15 protein-coding genes are annotated in these 12,765 nt (G+C 75.1%); 7 read left to right on the top strand and 8 right to left on the bottom strand.

Annotation, left to right across the window (positions count from 1 at the left end; all coding sequences use genetic code 11):
• The first annotated feature begins 12 nt into the window (after positions 1 to 12).
• Complete coding sequence (locus tag ACH4J0_RS07520; protein WP_396237493.1) at positions 13 to 186, top strand: DUF2867 domain-containing protein; 174 nt, start codon at positions 13 to 15, stop codon at positions 184 to 186.
• Between the two features lie 22 nt (positions 187 to 208).
• Positions 209 to 544, top strand: a complete 336-nt coding sequence (locus ACH4J0_RS07515; RefSeq protein WP_396237197.1) for a hypothetical protein — start codon at positions 209 to 211, stop codon at positions 542 to 544.
• Positions 545 to 643: 99 nt separating this feature from the next.
• Here the strand turns inward: ACH4J0_RS07515 and ACH4J0_RS07510 are convergent, their stop codons facing one another.
• Genes ACH4J0_RS07510 through ACH4J0_RS07500 form a run of 3 tightly spaced genes read right to left on the bottom strand, consistent with a single transcriptional unit; the run spans position 644 to position 2,715 of the window.
• Positions 644 to 1,087 (bottom strand): protein phosphatase, encoded by a 444-nt coding sequence (locus ACH4J0_RS07510; protein WP_396237195.1) that lies wholly within the window; start codon positions 1,085 to 1,087, stop codon positions 644 to 646.
• 8 nt (positions 1,088 to 1,095) lie between these two features.
• Positions 1,096 to 1,344, bottom strand: a complete 249-nt coding sequence (locus tag ACH4J0_RS07505; protein WP_396237193.1) for a hypothetical protein — start codon at positions 1,342 to 1,344, stop codon at positions 1,096 to 1,098.
• Between the two features lie 42 nt (positions 1,345 to 1,386).
• Positions 1,387 to 2,715 (bottom strand): LuxR C-terminal-related transcriptional regulator, encoded by a 1,329-nt coding sequence (locus ACH4J0_RS07500; protein ID WP_396237191.1) that lies wholly within the window; start codon positions 2,713 to 2,715, stop codon positions 1,387 to 1,389.
• Between the two features lie 208 nt (positions 2,716 to 2,923).
• On the opposite strand from ACH4J0_RS07500, the gene ACH4J0_RS07495 reads away from it, so the two are divergent.
• Positions 2,924 to 3,853, top strand: a complete 930-nt coding sequence (locus ACH4J0_RS07495; protein ID WP_396237189.1) for an NADP-dependent oxidoreductase — start codon at positions 2,924 to 2,926, stop codon at positions 3,851 to 3,853.
• Between the two features lie 42 nt (positions 3,854 to 3,895).
• Here ACH4J0_RS07495 and ACH4J0_RS07490 read toward each other — a convergent pair whose 3' ends face one another.
• Positions 3,896 to 4,855, bottom strand: coding sequence for an NAD(P)-binding domain-containing protein (locus ACH4J0_RS07490; RefSeq protein ID WP_396237187.1), 960 nt, complete (start codon positions 4,853 to 4,855; stop codon positions 3,896 to 3,898).
• A gap of 77 nt (positions 4,856 to 4,932) precedes the next feature.
• Here ACH4J0_RS07490 and ACH4J0_RS07485 point away from each other — a divergent pair, with 77 nt between their 5' ends.
• Positions 4,933 to 5,316 (top strand): MerR family transcriptional regulator, encoded by a 384-nt coding sequence (locus ACH4J0_RS07485; RefSeq protein ID WP_396237185.1) that lies wholly within the window; start codon positions 4,933 to 4,935, stop codon positions 5,314 to 5,316.
• A 56-nt stretch (positions 5,317 to 5,372) separates the two neighbouring features.
• Positions 5,373 to 6,149: a GNAT family N-acetyltransferase gene (locus ACH4J0_RS07480; protein ID WP_396237183.1), complete on the top strand. Its 777-nt coding sequence runs from the start codon at positions 5,373 to 5,375 to the stop codon at positions 6,147 to 6,149.
• A gap of 304 nt (positions 6,150 to 6,453) precedes the next feature.
• Here the strand turns inward: ACH4J0_RS07480 and ACH4J0_RS07475 are convergent, their stop codons facing one another.
• The 4 genes from ACH4J0_RS07475 to ACH4J0_RS07460 all read right to left on the bottom strand — a co-directional run bounded on the left by ACH4J0_RS07475 (position 6,454) and on the right by ACH4J0_RS07460 (position 10,449).
• The gene (locus ACH4J0_RS07475) at positions 6,454 to 7,593 is read right to left on the bottom strand and encodes a PP2C family protein-serine/threonine phosphatase (protein WP_396237491.1); all 1,140 of its coding nucleotides are present in this window, start codon (positions 7,591 to 7,593) and stop codon (positions 6,454 to 6,456) included.
• Between the two features lie 198 nt (positions 7,594 to 7,791).
• Complete coding sequence (locus tag ACH4J0_RS07470; RefSeq protein WP_270142454.1) at positions 7,792 to 8,214, bottom strand: MarR family winged helix-turn-helix transcriptional regulator; 423 nt, start codon at positions 8,212 to 8,214, stop codon at positions 7,792 to 7,794.
• Positions 8,215 to 8,262: 48 nt separating this feature from the next.
• Positions 8,263 to 9,582 carry a M48 family metalloprotease gene (locus tag ACH4J0_RS07465; protein ID WP_396237181.1) on the bottom strand — a complete coding sequence of 440 codons (1,320 nt, stop codon included), beginning with the start codon at positions 9,580 to 9,582 and terminating at the stop codon, positions 8,263 to 8,265.
• Positions 9,583 to 9,699: 117 nt separating this feature from the next.
• Positions 9,700 to 10,449: a universal stress protein gene (locus tag ACH4J0_RS07460; protein ID WP_396237179.1), complete on the bottom strand. Its 750-nt coding sequence runs from the start codon at positions 10,447 to 10,449 to the stop codon at positions 9,700 to 9,702.
• Positions 10,450 to 10,846: 397 nt separating this feature from the next.
• On the opposite strand from ACH4J0_RS07460, the gene ACH4J0_RS07455 reads away from it, so the two are divergent.
• Positions 10,847 to 11,989, top strand: a complete 1,143-nt coding sequence (locus ACH4J0_RS07455) for a CapA family protein (protein WP_396237177.1) — start codon at positions 10,847 to 10,849, stop codon at positions 11,987 to 11,989.
• A gap of 21 nt (positions 11,990 to 12,010) precedes the next feature.
• Complete coding sequence (locus ACH4J0_RS07450; protein ID WP_396237175.1) at positions 12,011 to 12,550, top strand: GNAT family N-acetyltransferase; 540 nt, start codon at positions 12,011 to 12,013, stop codon at positions 12,548 to 12,550.
• Positions 12,551 to 12,765: the final 215 nt, after the last annotated feature.

Here is a 12,765-nt window from a genome sequence, read left to right as displayed (position 1 = left end):
GCCCGCAGTCCCCTGCCCGGCGGCCGCCACGAACTGCGGATGGCCGTCCTGGTCGAGTGCGACGGACGGCTCGGGCGCCTCTACACGGGCTTCATCGCGCCGTTCCGGCACCACGTCGTCCACCCCGGGACGACCCGGCAGTTCGAACGCGCCCGGAGGGAACGGGCGCTGCCCACCACGGGCTGAGGAGCGGGCGTATCGTCGCCGGGTGAGATCGAGGACACCGCGCCGCATCCACGTCGACGACCGCGACTACCGCTGGGTGGTCCGCCTCCACGACAGCGCCCACGTGGACGTCCGCGTCTGGCTCGACGGCCCCGGCGGCCCGTACCGGCCACTCGTCGCCACCCGGCGCTTCGACGACCCGTGGCTGCACTACGGGGTCCTGCTGACGGCCCCGCCCGAACGCATCGGCGAGGTCTTCCAGTTGGAGCCGGTCAAGCCCGCCCTGATCGCCGACCTGATCCGGGCGGCCCTCGCCGCCGGCTGGCGACCGGAGGAGAAGGGAGCCGCGCTGGTCCTCGCGGAGGACTCGGAGGAGTGAACGGTGGCCGGGCGGCGGCTCGCCGCTCGGCCCGGCGGGCGTACTCCTCCAGCGCGGCGGCCACGGCCCCACCCGGAGCCGGATCCCCACCCGTGCCGCCTAGGCCCGCCGCTCCACGAACTTCCGTTGCCAGGGCGTCTCCACCGCGTGCCGGCTGTAGTGCGCCCGGACGTACGCGACCGCCTCGTCCGGTGGGACGCCGTCGAGCACCGCGATGCAGGCGAGTGCCGTGCCGGTGCGGCCGCGGCCGCCCGCGCAGGCGAGTTCGACGCGTTCGGCGGTGCACCGCTCCCAGGCCTGGCGGAAGGCGTCGGCCGCGTCCGCGCGGTCCGCGGGCAGTCGGAAGTCGGGCCAACGGACCCAGCGGCTCTCCCAGGGCAGTGGTTGGGGCTCGCGGTCCAACAGGTAGACGCCGAAGTCGGGCGACGGACCGGGCGGGAGCGGGTCGCGTACGCCGCGGCCGCGCAGCAGCCGCCCGGAGGGCAGTCGGAGCACGCCCGGGGCGGTCGGGTCCCAGGTGGTCGGGAGTGGACGGTCGGTCATGTCGGCTCTCAGATGTCGGCGTGGTCGACGAGCTTCAGGCTGCGTTCCCACAGCTCCGCCCGGGCCCGAAGGTCGTAGGCCTGGTGGTCGGCCCGGGCTTCGCGCGTCCGGTCGTAGTAGCGGCCGGTGACGCCGTCGAGGGCCGGGTCGGTGACCAGCCGGTGGGTGGCGGTGACACCGCCCTCCAGGCTGTCGATGCTGTAGCCGATCTCCCGCAGCACCGCGAGGACGGTCCGCGGCGCGGTGGGCGGGGGCATCGGAACTCCTGGGGCCGAGGGGCGGGGAGGGGCGGAACCGGTTCAGGATGCCACGTGCAGCCGCGCGGCGCCGGGCATCCCGGCGCGGTGGGCGAGGGCGGCCGCCTGGCCGCGCGAGCTGACGCCCAGCTTGGCCAGGATGTTGGCGACGTGGAACTTCACCGTGGACTCGCTGATGTGCAGCGCCGCGGCGATGTCCCGGTTGCGGCCGCCCTGTGCCAACTGGTCGAGCACCTCCAGTTCGCGGGGCTGGAGCCCGTCGAGGGGGTCGGTGGCGGCGGGTGAGGGCAGGCCGAGCGGCAGGTCGACGGTCACGGTCGTCCCCCATCCGGGGACGGACTCGACGACGTAGCGGCCGCCCAGGGCGGCGATCCGCTCGGCGGTGCGGTGGACGGTGAGGGCGTCGGCGGCGAGCAGGCCGAGGCCGTCATCACGCACCACGGCGCGCAGCTCACCGTCGGCCGTGAACTGCCAACTCAGGTGCAGCCTGCTGGGTTTCTCCTGTTCCAGCATCAGCATGACGGCGACCCGGACGGCGTCCCGGGCGGTGTGGGCGGTGTCCGCGGGGACGGACCGGGTGGCGTCCGCCGGGGGCGCGAGGTCGAGCCGGACCCGGGTGTGCCGCATCAGCGGGCGCAGTTCGCGGCCGAGCCGGGCGAAGGCCGCGTCGGCCGGCTCCTCGCTGAGGGCGCGGTCGAGGTCGGCGGCGCGGCGCAGGTCGAGCAGGGCGCTGACGGCGAGCTCGGTGGCGGCGCGCCGCGCGGCGGCGTCGTCCAGGTCGGCCGAGCGCAGCGGGGCGAGCACGGCGCTGAGCGCCGCGCTGTGGGTGCCGGTGAACTCGGCGATGGCCCGGGCGCGGGTGTTCGCGGCGGCGCGGGAGACCGCCGCGTGGGTGGGCGAGGCGTCGGTGGCGCGGTGGTCGGTGTGGGCGACCACCAGCTCGCACAGCTGCTGGAGGACGGCCAGCGCGCCGGGGGCGACCGGCTCGGCGGACGACCGGACCAGCACCAGGACCGTTCCCTTGCCGTCGCCCGGTGCGGCCGCGACCGCCACCACCGGCCGGGTGCGGCCCGCGAGTTCGGCCTCGCCCTGCCAGGGGCGGCCGGTCGCCGTCGTCGCGGCGGCGCGGTCGGCCAGCCGGGACAGCTCCAGGCCGCTGATGCCCTCGGCCAGCCCGCGCGGACCGTGGATGTGGGTAGGGGAGTAGGTGCAGATGCCGCTGAGGTGGGCGAGCGCCGTGTGCGGGACGAGCGCGCCGATCACCTCCGACAGCCGGGGCAGCACCTCGGGCCGGGGGGAGCGCAACACCTCGACGGCCCGCGCCAGCGCGTCCTCGGGTCGGCCCCACTGCTCCTGCCAGGTCTCGTCCATGCCCTCCACCCTAGGGCGTGGGCGACCACCGACCACCCCTCCCTTCGGCCGGGCCGAACTGTCCGAACGGCCGGCCGGAGGAGTGTGCCCGGCGCAGCAGGATGGATCCGTCGGAACACAACGGACCCCCGGTGGTTCCCGGCCGGAACTCCTGACGCTCCGGAGATTCCCGGCAACTCCCGGACGGGACAAGGACGAAGGGACTCCCATGACCAAGGCGATCGCCTTCCCCCGGTTCGGCGGCGCGGACGTGCTGCAACCGATCGAGATCGAGCTGCCCGCCCCGGGCCCCGGCCAGGTGCGGGTCGCGGTCCGCGCGGTGGGCGTCAACCCGCTGGACCACAAGCTGCGCAGCGGCGAACTGGCCGGGTTCTTCCCGGTCACCTTCCCCGCCGTGCCCGGCTACGAGCTCTCCGGGGTGGTGGAGACGGTCGGCGCGGAGGTGACCGGCTTCGCGCCCGGCGACGAGGTGTTCGGCGTCCTGATGGGAGGCGGCTACGCCGAGCACGCACTGCTGGACGCGGACCAGCTGGCGCACAAGCCCGCCACGCTGAGCTGGGAGGAGGCCGCGGCGATCCCGCTGGCGGCCGAAACCGGCGAGCGGGCGCTGGCCGTCCTCGGCGTCCGGCCGGGGGAGACCCTGCTGCTGCACGGCGCGGCCGGCGGCGTCGGGACCGTACTGCTGCAGTTCGCCCGGGCCCGCGGCATCACCGTGGTCGGCACCGCGAGCGAGGCCAACCACGACCACCTGCGCGAACTCGGCGCGATCCCGGTGACGTACGGGGACGGCCTGGCCGAGCGGGTGCGGGCGGCCGCGCCGGGCGGGGTGGACCGGGCGCTGGACGCCGCCGGGAAGGGCGGGGTGCTGCCGCTGTCGATCGAGCTGACGGGCAGCGCGGAGCGGGTGCTGACGATCGCCGACATCCCGGGCGCGCAGCAGTACGGCGTCCGCTTCAGCGGAGGCGCCGAGAACGGCGAGGTCTACCACCGGCGCGCCTTGGCGGCCGCGCTCGCCCTGCACGAGGCGGGCACCCTGCGGCTGCCGCTGCACCGGGTGCTCCCGCTGGCGGAGGCGGCCGAGGCGCAGCGGATCAGCGAGCAGGGGCACCTGCGCGGAAAGATCGTGCTCACGGTGTGAAACCCCGGGCCCGTGGCCGGTGCCGGCCGGCCGCCCCGACCGTCACCGGGACCGTCCCGCCGGTCGACGGCGGGCACCTGGCGCAGTGGGACTCACCTGTCGGGCGAACAGCTCGACCAGTGCTGACACCCCGTCCGCCCCGTGTCCGGCCTCGACCGCGCGCCGGGTGACGGCGAGGGCGGCGTCCAGGACGGCGGTGTCCAGGCCACGTGCCCGGGCGGTGTGGGCGACGTGGACCAGCCCGGCCTCGGCGGAGCCCACGCTGCTGCGGTCGCCGGGGTGGCGGCGTTCGTCCGCCCGCCGGGCGAAGTCCTCGATGAGCGGCGGCAGCAGCTTCGGCAATCCCTGCGCGTACGGGACGAGTTCGGCCCCGCTGATGCCTTCGGCGCGGGCCAGGGCGAGGGCGTGGACCCAGCCGTGCACGGTGGTCCAGAACAGGTCCAGCAGGGCCGCGTCGTAGGCCGCCGCCCGCCCCGGATCGGCGCCGACGTGGCGTACGGTGCCGAGGGCGCGCAGCGTCGGCTCGTGCGCGGCGAAGGCCCCGGCGTCGCCGCTGAGCAGGACGGTGCCCTGCGGGTGGCCGATGGTCGGGGTGGGGGTGAGGATCGCGGCGTCGAGGAGTCGGAAGCCCCGGGCCCCGGCGTCGGCGGCGTCGGCCCGGGCGTCCTCGGGGGTGATCGAGGTGGTGTTGACGACGGTCCGGCCGCGCAGCGACTCCCCGGCGGCGTCCAGTACCGACCGGGCGGCCGCCTGGTCACGGACGCAGAGCAGTGCGAGCGGGGCGCCGGCATTCGCGCCCGCCACGGCCTCGGCGGCGCTCCCGGCGGCCCGGGCACCCAGCGCGAGCAGTTCGGTGTCCCGACCGGGCGTGCGGTTCCAGACGGTGACGCGATGGCCGGCGGCCAGCAGCGCCGCGGCCATCGCCCGGCCCATCGGGCCCAGTCCGAGAACGGCAACTTCGTTACGGGGAAGTGGGTTTGAGGTAGGCGGTCGGTTCGGCATGGCGGCTACGCTAGACCTTCACGCCGACGGCAGAGTCAAGCTCGGAGCCCGTCGGCCGGTCGATGGGAGGTGCCGCGATGCGGATCGGAGAGCTCGCCCGGCGGACCGGGGTCACCCCGCGCGCCCTGCGTTACTACGAGGAGCAGGGCCTGCTCACCCCCGAACGACGTCCCAGTGGCTACCGCGACTACGGCGACCGGGACGTGGACACCGTCCACGGCATCCGCACCCTGCTCGCGGCCGGTCTCAACAGCAGTGCTATCGCCGAGATCCTCCCGGGCCTGCCGCTGCCCGGGCAGCGCCGCGCCGGCCCGACCTGCCCGGAACTGCTCGACGGCCTGGCCCGGGAGCGGGACCGGATCACCCGTCAGATGGACGAACTCGCGGCGGCCCGGGCGATCCTGGACGCCATCATGGGCGCGGAGGCGCCGAGCGAGGTGATCCGTACTCCCAGGACGTGAGCCGGGGCGGCGGAAAACCGCTGGCGCGCACCGCTGTGGCGTGCTGAGGTGGTCGGATGGACCGTGATCACGTACTCGCCCTGTTCGACCAGCGGATCCGGCGCGACGCGCAGCCGGACGGCCCCGCCGTCCGCGTCGAGCGCGACGGCGCGGTGGTGCGCCAGGTGGGCGGGGAGCACGCCTGGAACGGCGTCGTCTGGTCGGGTCTGGACGAGGCCGGGGCGGACGCCGCCATCGCCGCGCAGGTGGACTACTTCACCGGACTGGGGCTCGAGTTCGAGTGGAAGACGTACGCCCATGACCGCCCCGCCGACCTCGGCCGGCGGCTGCTGGCGGCCGGCTTCACCGCCGAGCCGGACGAGGCGCTGATGATCGCCCGGATCGAGGACCTTCCCGCCGACCCGGTGCTGCCCGAGGGCGTCCGGCTGGAGCCGGTGACCGACCCGGCCGGGGTGGACCTCATGGTCGCGGTCCACGAGCAGGCCTTCGGGACCGACAGCCCCGGCCTGCGCGAGCGGATCCTCGACCAGCTGCGGCACAGCCCGGACACGATCAGCCTGGTCGTCGCGATGGCCGGGGACCGACCGGTGAGCGCCGCCCGGATGGAGCTCGTCCCGGGCACCGGGTTCGTCGGCCTGTGGGGCGGCGGCACCGTTCCCGCCTGGCGCGGCCGGGGCGTCTACCGCGCACTGGTCGCCCACCGCGCCCGCCTCGCCGCCGGACTCGGCTACGAGTACCTCCAGGTCGACGCGAGCGACCAGAGCCGCCCCATTCTGGAGCGGCTCGGCTTCGCGCGGCTGAGCACCACCACCCCCTACGTGTTCCAGCCGTAGGCGAGCGGCGAGGGCCGGGTCGGGCCGGCCCCCGGAGCGGCGGACACCGGGGCCGGGAGTCGGTGCGGTCCGGACCGGTGCAGCGGGACCGTCACCACCGTGACCTGCCGCTGTTGCGGGTGGGACGGCTTGGTGCCGTCGTCGTAGGGGGGAACCGAGGTGGTGTCGCCCGTCGTGCCGCCGATGGTGTTGCCGAAGCGGTCGCCGATGAAGGTGCCGGAGCCCTCGGCCGGTGCGTCGAGCTGCGGGTCGAAGGAGTGGGCGCCGAGGCGCAGGTTGTGGCCCAGCGCTCCGAGCGTCGGGCCTACGGGAGCCGTTCGACCACCACCATCGCCGCGTCGTCGTCCAGCCGGTGGCCGACGTGGGCGAGCAGGTCGCGGCGCAGGTGGTGCAGGAGGGCGGCGGGGCGCTCCGTCTGCCAGGCGGAGACCCGTTCGGTGAGCGGGTAGAAGCGTCGCTGGGTGTCCCGGGCCTCGATCACGCCGTCGGTGTAGATCAGCAGCCGGTCGCCGGGGCGGAACGGGAAGGTCTGCACCTCGTAGGTGGCCGGGGCGAGTTCGCCGAGGCCGAGGGGCGGCGCGGGGTACTTGGTGACGAGGGTGGCGATGCCCTCGGGGCGCAGCAGCAGCGGGGGCGGGTGACCGCAGTCGATCAGGTGGACGGACTCGCCGTGGTCGGGGATGTCGAGCAGGACGGCGGTGATGAAGGACTCGCCGCCCTCGTCCGGTGCGCTCTCGGGCGGTGGCAGGCGTCGGGACGGTTCGGCGCGTGGGGCGTCGGAGTTCCGGATCTCGGGGCGTCCGGTTTCGGTGCGGCGGCCCTCGGCCAGCTGGGCGAGGTCCCAGCTGACGCTGCCGTCCAGGTACGCGGCCAGGCTCGGGAGGTCGGTGTGCAGGTGGGCGGCGGCGCGGAAGGCGCCGAGCAGCAGGGCCGCGTCGCCGAGCGAGGACAGCCCCTTGCCCCGGACGTCACCGACCAGCAGTCGGGTGCCGCTGGTGGTCCGGGCGGCCGCGTACAGGTCGCCGCCGACCTGCGCCTCGGCCTCGGCGGCCAGGTAGACGGAGGACAGGGCCAGCGGCCCGATCCGCTCCGGCAGCGGGCGCAGCAGCACCCGCTGGGCGGCCTCGGAGACCGAGCGCACCCGGGCCAGTTCGCGTTCGTGCCGCTCGCGCAGCACCCGCAGGCCGACGATCAGCACCGACACGATCACTTGCGCGCTGAGCTGGGTCTCGATGTTGACGCTGGTCAGGTCGTCCCGGACGCCGCCGATGACGGTGAGCGCGGCGAGGGCGAGCAGGGCGACGCCGCCGGTGGCCCTGGGCCCGGCGAAGGAGGCGGTGAGGGCGGGGGCGACGATCAGCAGGGGGCCCAGGTGGACTTCCGGCGGCGACAGGATGTCGACGACGGTGATCAGCACGATCAGTGCGAGCGGCAGCGCCGTCATCGCGCGGGGGTCGGGCCGCCAGGAGCGGGGGCGGGCGCGCGGACGCGGCTCATGGGGACGCTGCCGGAAGGGCACCTCTCCTCTGTACACCGTGGGGATGGTGGGACGCACCCGGAGGCGGTCCGGACGGCCGGGAGCCGGCGGCCGGGAGCCGGCGGCCCGGACCCGTGGCCCGGACCCGTGGCCCGGACCTGGGGGTCAGCCCTCCTCGCCGTAGCGGGCGAGGTACGCCGCGAACCGGGCGACGTCCTCGTCGGACCAGTCGGTGAAGCGGGTGGTGAAGGCCAGCCGGCGCTGTTCGTTGGCGTCCCGCAGCAGGGTGAGCCCGGCCTCGGTGGCGCGCAGGATCTGGCCGCGCTGATCGTCCGGGTCGGCCTCGCGGCGCAGCAGGCCGAGCCGCTCCAGTGCGGTGACCTGGCGGCTGACGGTCGACTTGTCGAGCATGAAGTGCGCGGCCACGTCGGCGGCCCGGCAGCCGCCGCGCTCGGTGATCAGGTCGAGGATGCTGTACGTGACCAGGGAGAGGTCGGGGTGCAGCTGGGAGGCCTTGTGCCGGGCACGGCGGGCGAAGGCGGTCAGCTCGCGCTGGATGGTGTCGATGGACGACTGGCGGCCGGGCACGGCGTTCCTACCTCCTTGGGGCTGCTTGCTGCACCGAAATTTGTTGCACTATACAACGGATTTGCCCGGAGTGGTGCGCGGCTCCGCCACCGGCCCACCGGCCGAGGTGCTCGCCGCTCGTTCCCGTTCGGCCTGCCAGGCGCGGGCCGCCTCGATCCGGCGGGTCGTACTCGGGTGAGTGGCGAACAGTAGCTCAAGCACCCGCGGCGGGTCGACATCCGAGACGTTCACCACGGCCAGTCTGCGCTGCATCGCCGTGAACTGCTCGGGGTCCCCGGTCAGTTCGAGGGCGTGCAGGTCGGCCCTGGCCTCGATCCGGCGGCTCACCGCGCACTGCACCGGGCCCGACAGGGCGCCGATCAGCGCCGCGAGCGCGGCCAGCAGCGGCAGCGCCCGGGGGTCAGCCGCGTCGTTCGCCCCGGCGGCCGACAGCAGTGGGTGCCAGTCGGCCAGCAGGCCCAGCACCGCCACCGCCACGGCGGCACCCACCGCCCCGAGCGCCGTTCCGACAGCCACGTCCCGGTGCTTGACGTGCCCCAGTTCGTGCGCCACCACCAGCTCCACCTCGCGCGGTTCGGCCGCCGACAGCAACGTGTCGTACGCGACGATCCGGCGGGTCGCGCCCAGCCCGGAGACGTACGCGTTCAGCGCGGTGGTCCGCCTCGAGGCGTCCGCCACCAGCACGTCCCGGACCCGGACACCGTCCCGCTCGGCCAGGGCCAGCAGGGCGGTGCGCAGCTCACCCGCGGGCATCGGTGAGAAGCGGTTGAACACCGGCTCGATCAGTAGCGGGTGGAGGAAGGACAGCGCGGCCGTCAGCAGCGCCGCCGCACCCGCCGCCGGGACCCACCAGTGGCGCGGGGACCAGGCGGTGAAGGCGAACAGGCCGAGCACCAGCGGGAGGACGAACAACAGGGTCAGCGCGAGCGACCGCACGGCGTCCATCACCCAGCCCGCCCAGCCCTGGGTCACCAGCCCGTACCGGGCCCGGACGGTGCGCACCCCGGCGCCGAAGGGCAGCTGCAGCACCTGGCCCAGCAGCACCAGGGCCGCGCCGCCGGCCAGCACCTCGGCCGTCCGGGTGCCGCCGAACCAGCGGCCGGTCGCCGTCACCAGTGCGGCCCCGGCCGGGGTGAGGCCGAGCACCAGGGTCAGGGCCAGGCCCGCCAGCCGGCCGCCGAGGGCCCACGGCAGCTGGGCGCGGCGCAGCGCACGGCCGCGGGCGCGCTCGGCGGGGCTGAAGTCGGGGGCGTCGGGGGCGGTGGAGGCATCGGGAGCGTCGGGGCCCACTCCCGGGGTTGCCGGGGCCGCCGGGGCTACCGGGGCGCTGGTGGGGACGGGGGCGGCGTCGGGGTCAGGCGTGTTCATCGGTGGGTGGGCTCCGGCGAGGGGGCGAAGGGTGCGGGCGAAGGGTGCGGGGCGTCGCGGTTCAGCATCTCCTACCGCGCACGGCCGGCGCTCACTCCTCGCGCTCACCCCCGCTGCTCACTCCTCCGCCGGGCCGGTGGCGCTGTGGACGCCGGCGCGCAGCAGCTGGTGGCCGAGGCCGACCAGGGCGCGGCCGACCGCGAAGTCGTCGCCGACGGCCGGGACCGGGGTGTCGCGGGGGTTGCGGCGGGCCAGCGCGTCGCTGTGCAGGACCTTGCCGTCGGCGTCCAGCACGGCGTGCACCCGGGTGGTGTCCTGGTCCTCGACCACGTGCAGGCTGAGCTGCCAGTCCTTGGTGCGGACGGCCTGCGGTGCCTGCTCCCCGGCCGTGGCCGCCGGGGGCGGCGGGGCGACGGCCGTACCGTCGCACCGGACGATCACCACCGGGCAGGCCCCGTGCACCGCGCAGCGGGTGGACACCGAGCCGAGCAGCGCCCGGGCGAAGGTGCCCCGGCCCCGGCTGCCCAGCACCAGCAGGTCCGCGTCCTCGGCCGCCTCCAGCAGCACGTCGGCGGCGTGTCCGAGCACCAGGCTCTCCCGGATCTCCACCGGGCGCTCCGGCCCGATGACCTGGTCGACCTCGGCGGTCAGCGTGCGGTGGGCGGCCCGCTCGAAGCCCTCGTCCACCATCGGCGCGAACCAGCCGTACAGCGAGGGGTACTCCCAGGCCGCCACCGCGTGCACGGTGGCCCCGGTGAGGACCGCCTGGCCGACCGCCCAGCGCAGCGCCGCCTTCGACGGCTCCGATCCGTCGATCCCGACCACGATCCGGCGTTTCAGGCCGGGGGCGGGTTGGTTGGTGGCCATCACGTTCCTCCTCCGGCGCCCAGGCGTGACCGCGTAGCCTGCCGCCTCCCCTCCACGCTGCGCGCCGCCCGGCCGGGGCGCCAGGGACACGGTGGCCGGGTGGGGGCGGGGGATTGGGACGGACGGGCCCGGTGGCGCCTGGTCGACGCCGCGGCGGCTGTGGATCGGCGGCTGTGGATCGGCGGCTGTGGAAGGGCGGTTGTGGAAGGGCGGCGGGACGGTGGCTGTGGAACGAGGGCGGCGGGACGGCAGTAGCGGGACGGCTGCCGTCGAACGGCGCTCCGGAACGGCCGCCGTGTCCTTTTGTGTCCGGAATGTTGCGGGTGCGGGCTCAAGTGGTGCCGATTCGGTGGCGTAGGCTGACCGCTCTTGCATCGACCTCCGGGGGGAACCACTCATGCGCCGTGCCGCGGCCGCCGTCGCCGTGTTCGTCGGGTTGACCGCCGTCGCCGCCTGCGGGCCGGACGACCCGGTGCCCGCCCCGGCGAAGAGCGCCCCGCCCGCCGCGGCGCCCGCCTCCTCCGCCGCACCCTCCGGTACCGCCGCTCCGGCCCCCACCAAGGGCGGTGCGCCCCGCCCGGACGGCACCATCACCGTCGCCTTCGCCGGGGACGTCCACTTCGAGGGCCGTACCCAGCCCCGGCTGTCCGTCCAGCCGCCCGAGACGGCGCTCGGCCCGATATCCCGCACCCTCGCCGACGCCGACCTGTCCGTGCTCAACCTGGAGACCGCGATCACCGGGCGCGGCGCGCCGGAGCCGAAGACGTACACCTTCCGCACCACGCCCAAGGCGCTGTCCGTCCTCAAGGACTCCGGCGTCGACGTCGTCTCGATGGCCAACAACCACGCCGTCGACTTCGGCGCCGACGGCCTCGCCGACACCCTGGCCGCCAAGGACTCCTCACCCATCCCGGTGCTCGGCGTCGGGCACAACGCCAAGGAGGCGTACGCGCCGTACGTGACGACCGTGCGCGGGGTGAAGGTCGCGGTGGTCGCCGCGAGCCAGGTCGAGGACATCACCAACCAGAAGTGGCGGGCAGGCGCCAACAAGCCCGGCATCGCCTCGGCGCTGGACGTCCCCGCACTGGTCTCGGCGGTGCAGGCGGCCAAGCAGCAGGCCCCGGTGGTGCTCGTCTACCTGCACTGGGGCGAGGAGGGCAAGGCCTGCCCGACCGGTGCGCAGACCGCCATCGCCAAGAAGCTCGCCGCCGTCGGGGCCTCCGCGGTGGTCGGCACCCACGCCCACACCATGGTCGGCTCGGGCATGCTCGGCAACACCTACGTGGGGTACGGATTCGGCAACTTCCTCTGGTACGGCACCTCCGACTACGCCTTCTCCAACGAGACCGGCGTCACCACCCTCACCCTCGCCGCCGACGGCAAGGTCACCGGCGAGGCCTTCGCCCCGGCCACCATCGACGACAAGGGCATCCCCCAGCCGGTCACCGGCGCCGCCGCCGAGGCCGCCCTCAAGCGCCGCGACGGCCTGCGCGGCTGCGCCGGGCTCACCCCGCCCCCGGCGGCGCCGTCTTCGCACTGACGTCGCTCGTACGATCACCGGATGAGCCGACACGAGGAACTGACCACCCGCCGACTGTCCCTGCGCCGCCCCACCGAGGGCGACATCGACGCCCTCCTCGCCATCCACCGGGACCCGGCCGCCTGCCGCCACAACCCCTCGGACGCTCTGAGTGTGCGATCGGAGGCCGAGGAACGGTACGGCCTCTGGGACGCCCAGTGGCAGGCCCGCGGCTTCGGCTACTGGACGGTCCGTTCGTTGGGCGCCGAGCCCGTGCTGGGCTTCTGCGGCGTCAAACCGATGGAGCTGGCCGGGCGACCGGTCCTCAACCTCTTCTACCGCTTCGCCCCAGCGGCCTGGGGCCGGGGCTTCGCCGGTGAAGCGGCGACCGCCGTCGTCTCCTGGTCCGCCGCGCACGTACCCGGGCTGCCGCTGATCGCCCGCATCCGTCCCGAGAACCTGCCCTCCCAGCGCGTCGCCCTGCGGGCCGGCCTGCACCGGGCCGAACACCTGGACGGGCCCGGGTACGACGGCTTCGACTGGATCTACGTCTCCGAGGGGGCACCGTCTGCCACCGTCTGACTCCCGCGCCGCCGGGAGGGGTCCGGGCGGCCGCCTCACCGTAGGAGGCGGCCGCCCGAGCCGTTGTCCACGTCATCGCTCACTCGTTCGAGTGGTTTGAAACCCCCTGGCCACCGCGGGCCTCCCTCCGCCCGTCGCGTTGTCAGTACCCCTCGCTACGTTCCTCGCATCGCTGGTCAGCAGGCGATCAGAACGTCGTTCCCGCTGGGAGGAGT

The organism is Kitasatospora sp. NPDC017646, from assembly GCF_044329365.1.
In the GTDB taxonomy this organism is placed as follows: Bacteria; Actinomycetota; Actinomycetes; order Streptomycetales; family Streptomycetaceae; genus Kitasatospora.
The sequence above is the reverse complement of the archived record's forward strand: the minus strand, read 5'-3'. Positions and strand labels throughout refer to the sequence as shown.

Bases quoted from the DNA above. Each gene is read 5' to 3' on its own strand.
- ACH4J0_RS07510 (WP_396237195.1), bottom strand. From the start codon at position 1,087: ATGACCGACCGTCCACTCCCGACCACCTGGGACCCGACCGCCCCGGGC.
- ACH4J0_RS07505 (WP_396237193.1), bottom strand. From the start codon at position 1,344: ATGCCCCCGCCCACCGCGCCGCGGACCGTCCTCGCGGTGCTGCGGGAG.
- ACH4J0_RS07500 (WP_396237191.1), bottom strand. From the start codon at position 2,715: ATGGACGAGACCTGGCAGGAGCAGTGGGGCCGACCCGAGGACGCGCTG.
- ACH4J0_RS07495 (WP_396237189.1), top strand. From the start codon at position 2,924: ATGACCAAGGCGATCGCCTTCCCCCGGTTCGGCGGCGCGGACGTGCTG.
- ACH4J0_RS07490 (WP_396237187.1), bottom strand. From the start codon at position 4,855: ATGCCGAACCGACCGCCTACCTCAAACCCACTTCCCCGTAACGAAGTT.
- ACH4J0_RS07485 (WP_396237185.1), top strand. From the start codon at position 4,933: ATGCGGATCGGAGAGCTCGCCCGGCGGACCGGGGTCACCCCGCGCGCC.
- ACH4J0_RS07480 (WP_396237183.1), top strand. From the start codon at position 5,373: ATGGACCGTGATCACGTACTCGCCCTGTTCGACCAGCGGATCCGGCGC.
- ACH4J0_RS07475 (WP_396237491.1), bottom strand. From the start codon at position 7,593: ATGACGGCGCTGCCGCTCGCACTGATCGTGCTGATCACCGTCGTCGAC.
- ACH4J0_RS07465 (WP_396237181.1), bottom strand. From the start codon at position 9,582: ATGAACACGCCTGACCCCGACGCCGCCCCCGTCCCCACCAGCGCCCCG.
- ACH4J0_RS07460 (WP_396237179.1), bottom strand. From the start codon at position 10,449: ATGGCCACCAACCAACCCGCCCCCGGCCTGAAACGCCGGATCGTGGTC.
- ACH4J0_RS07455 (WP_396237177.1), top strand. From the start codon at position 10,847: ATGCGCCGTGCCGCGGCCGCCGTCGCCGTGTTCGTCGGGTTGACCGCC.
- ACH4J0_RS07450 (WP_396237175.1), top strand. From the start codon at position 12,011: ATGAGCCGACACGAGGAACTGACCACCCGCCGACTGTCCCTGCGCCGC.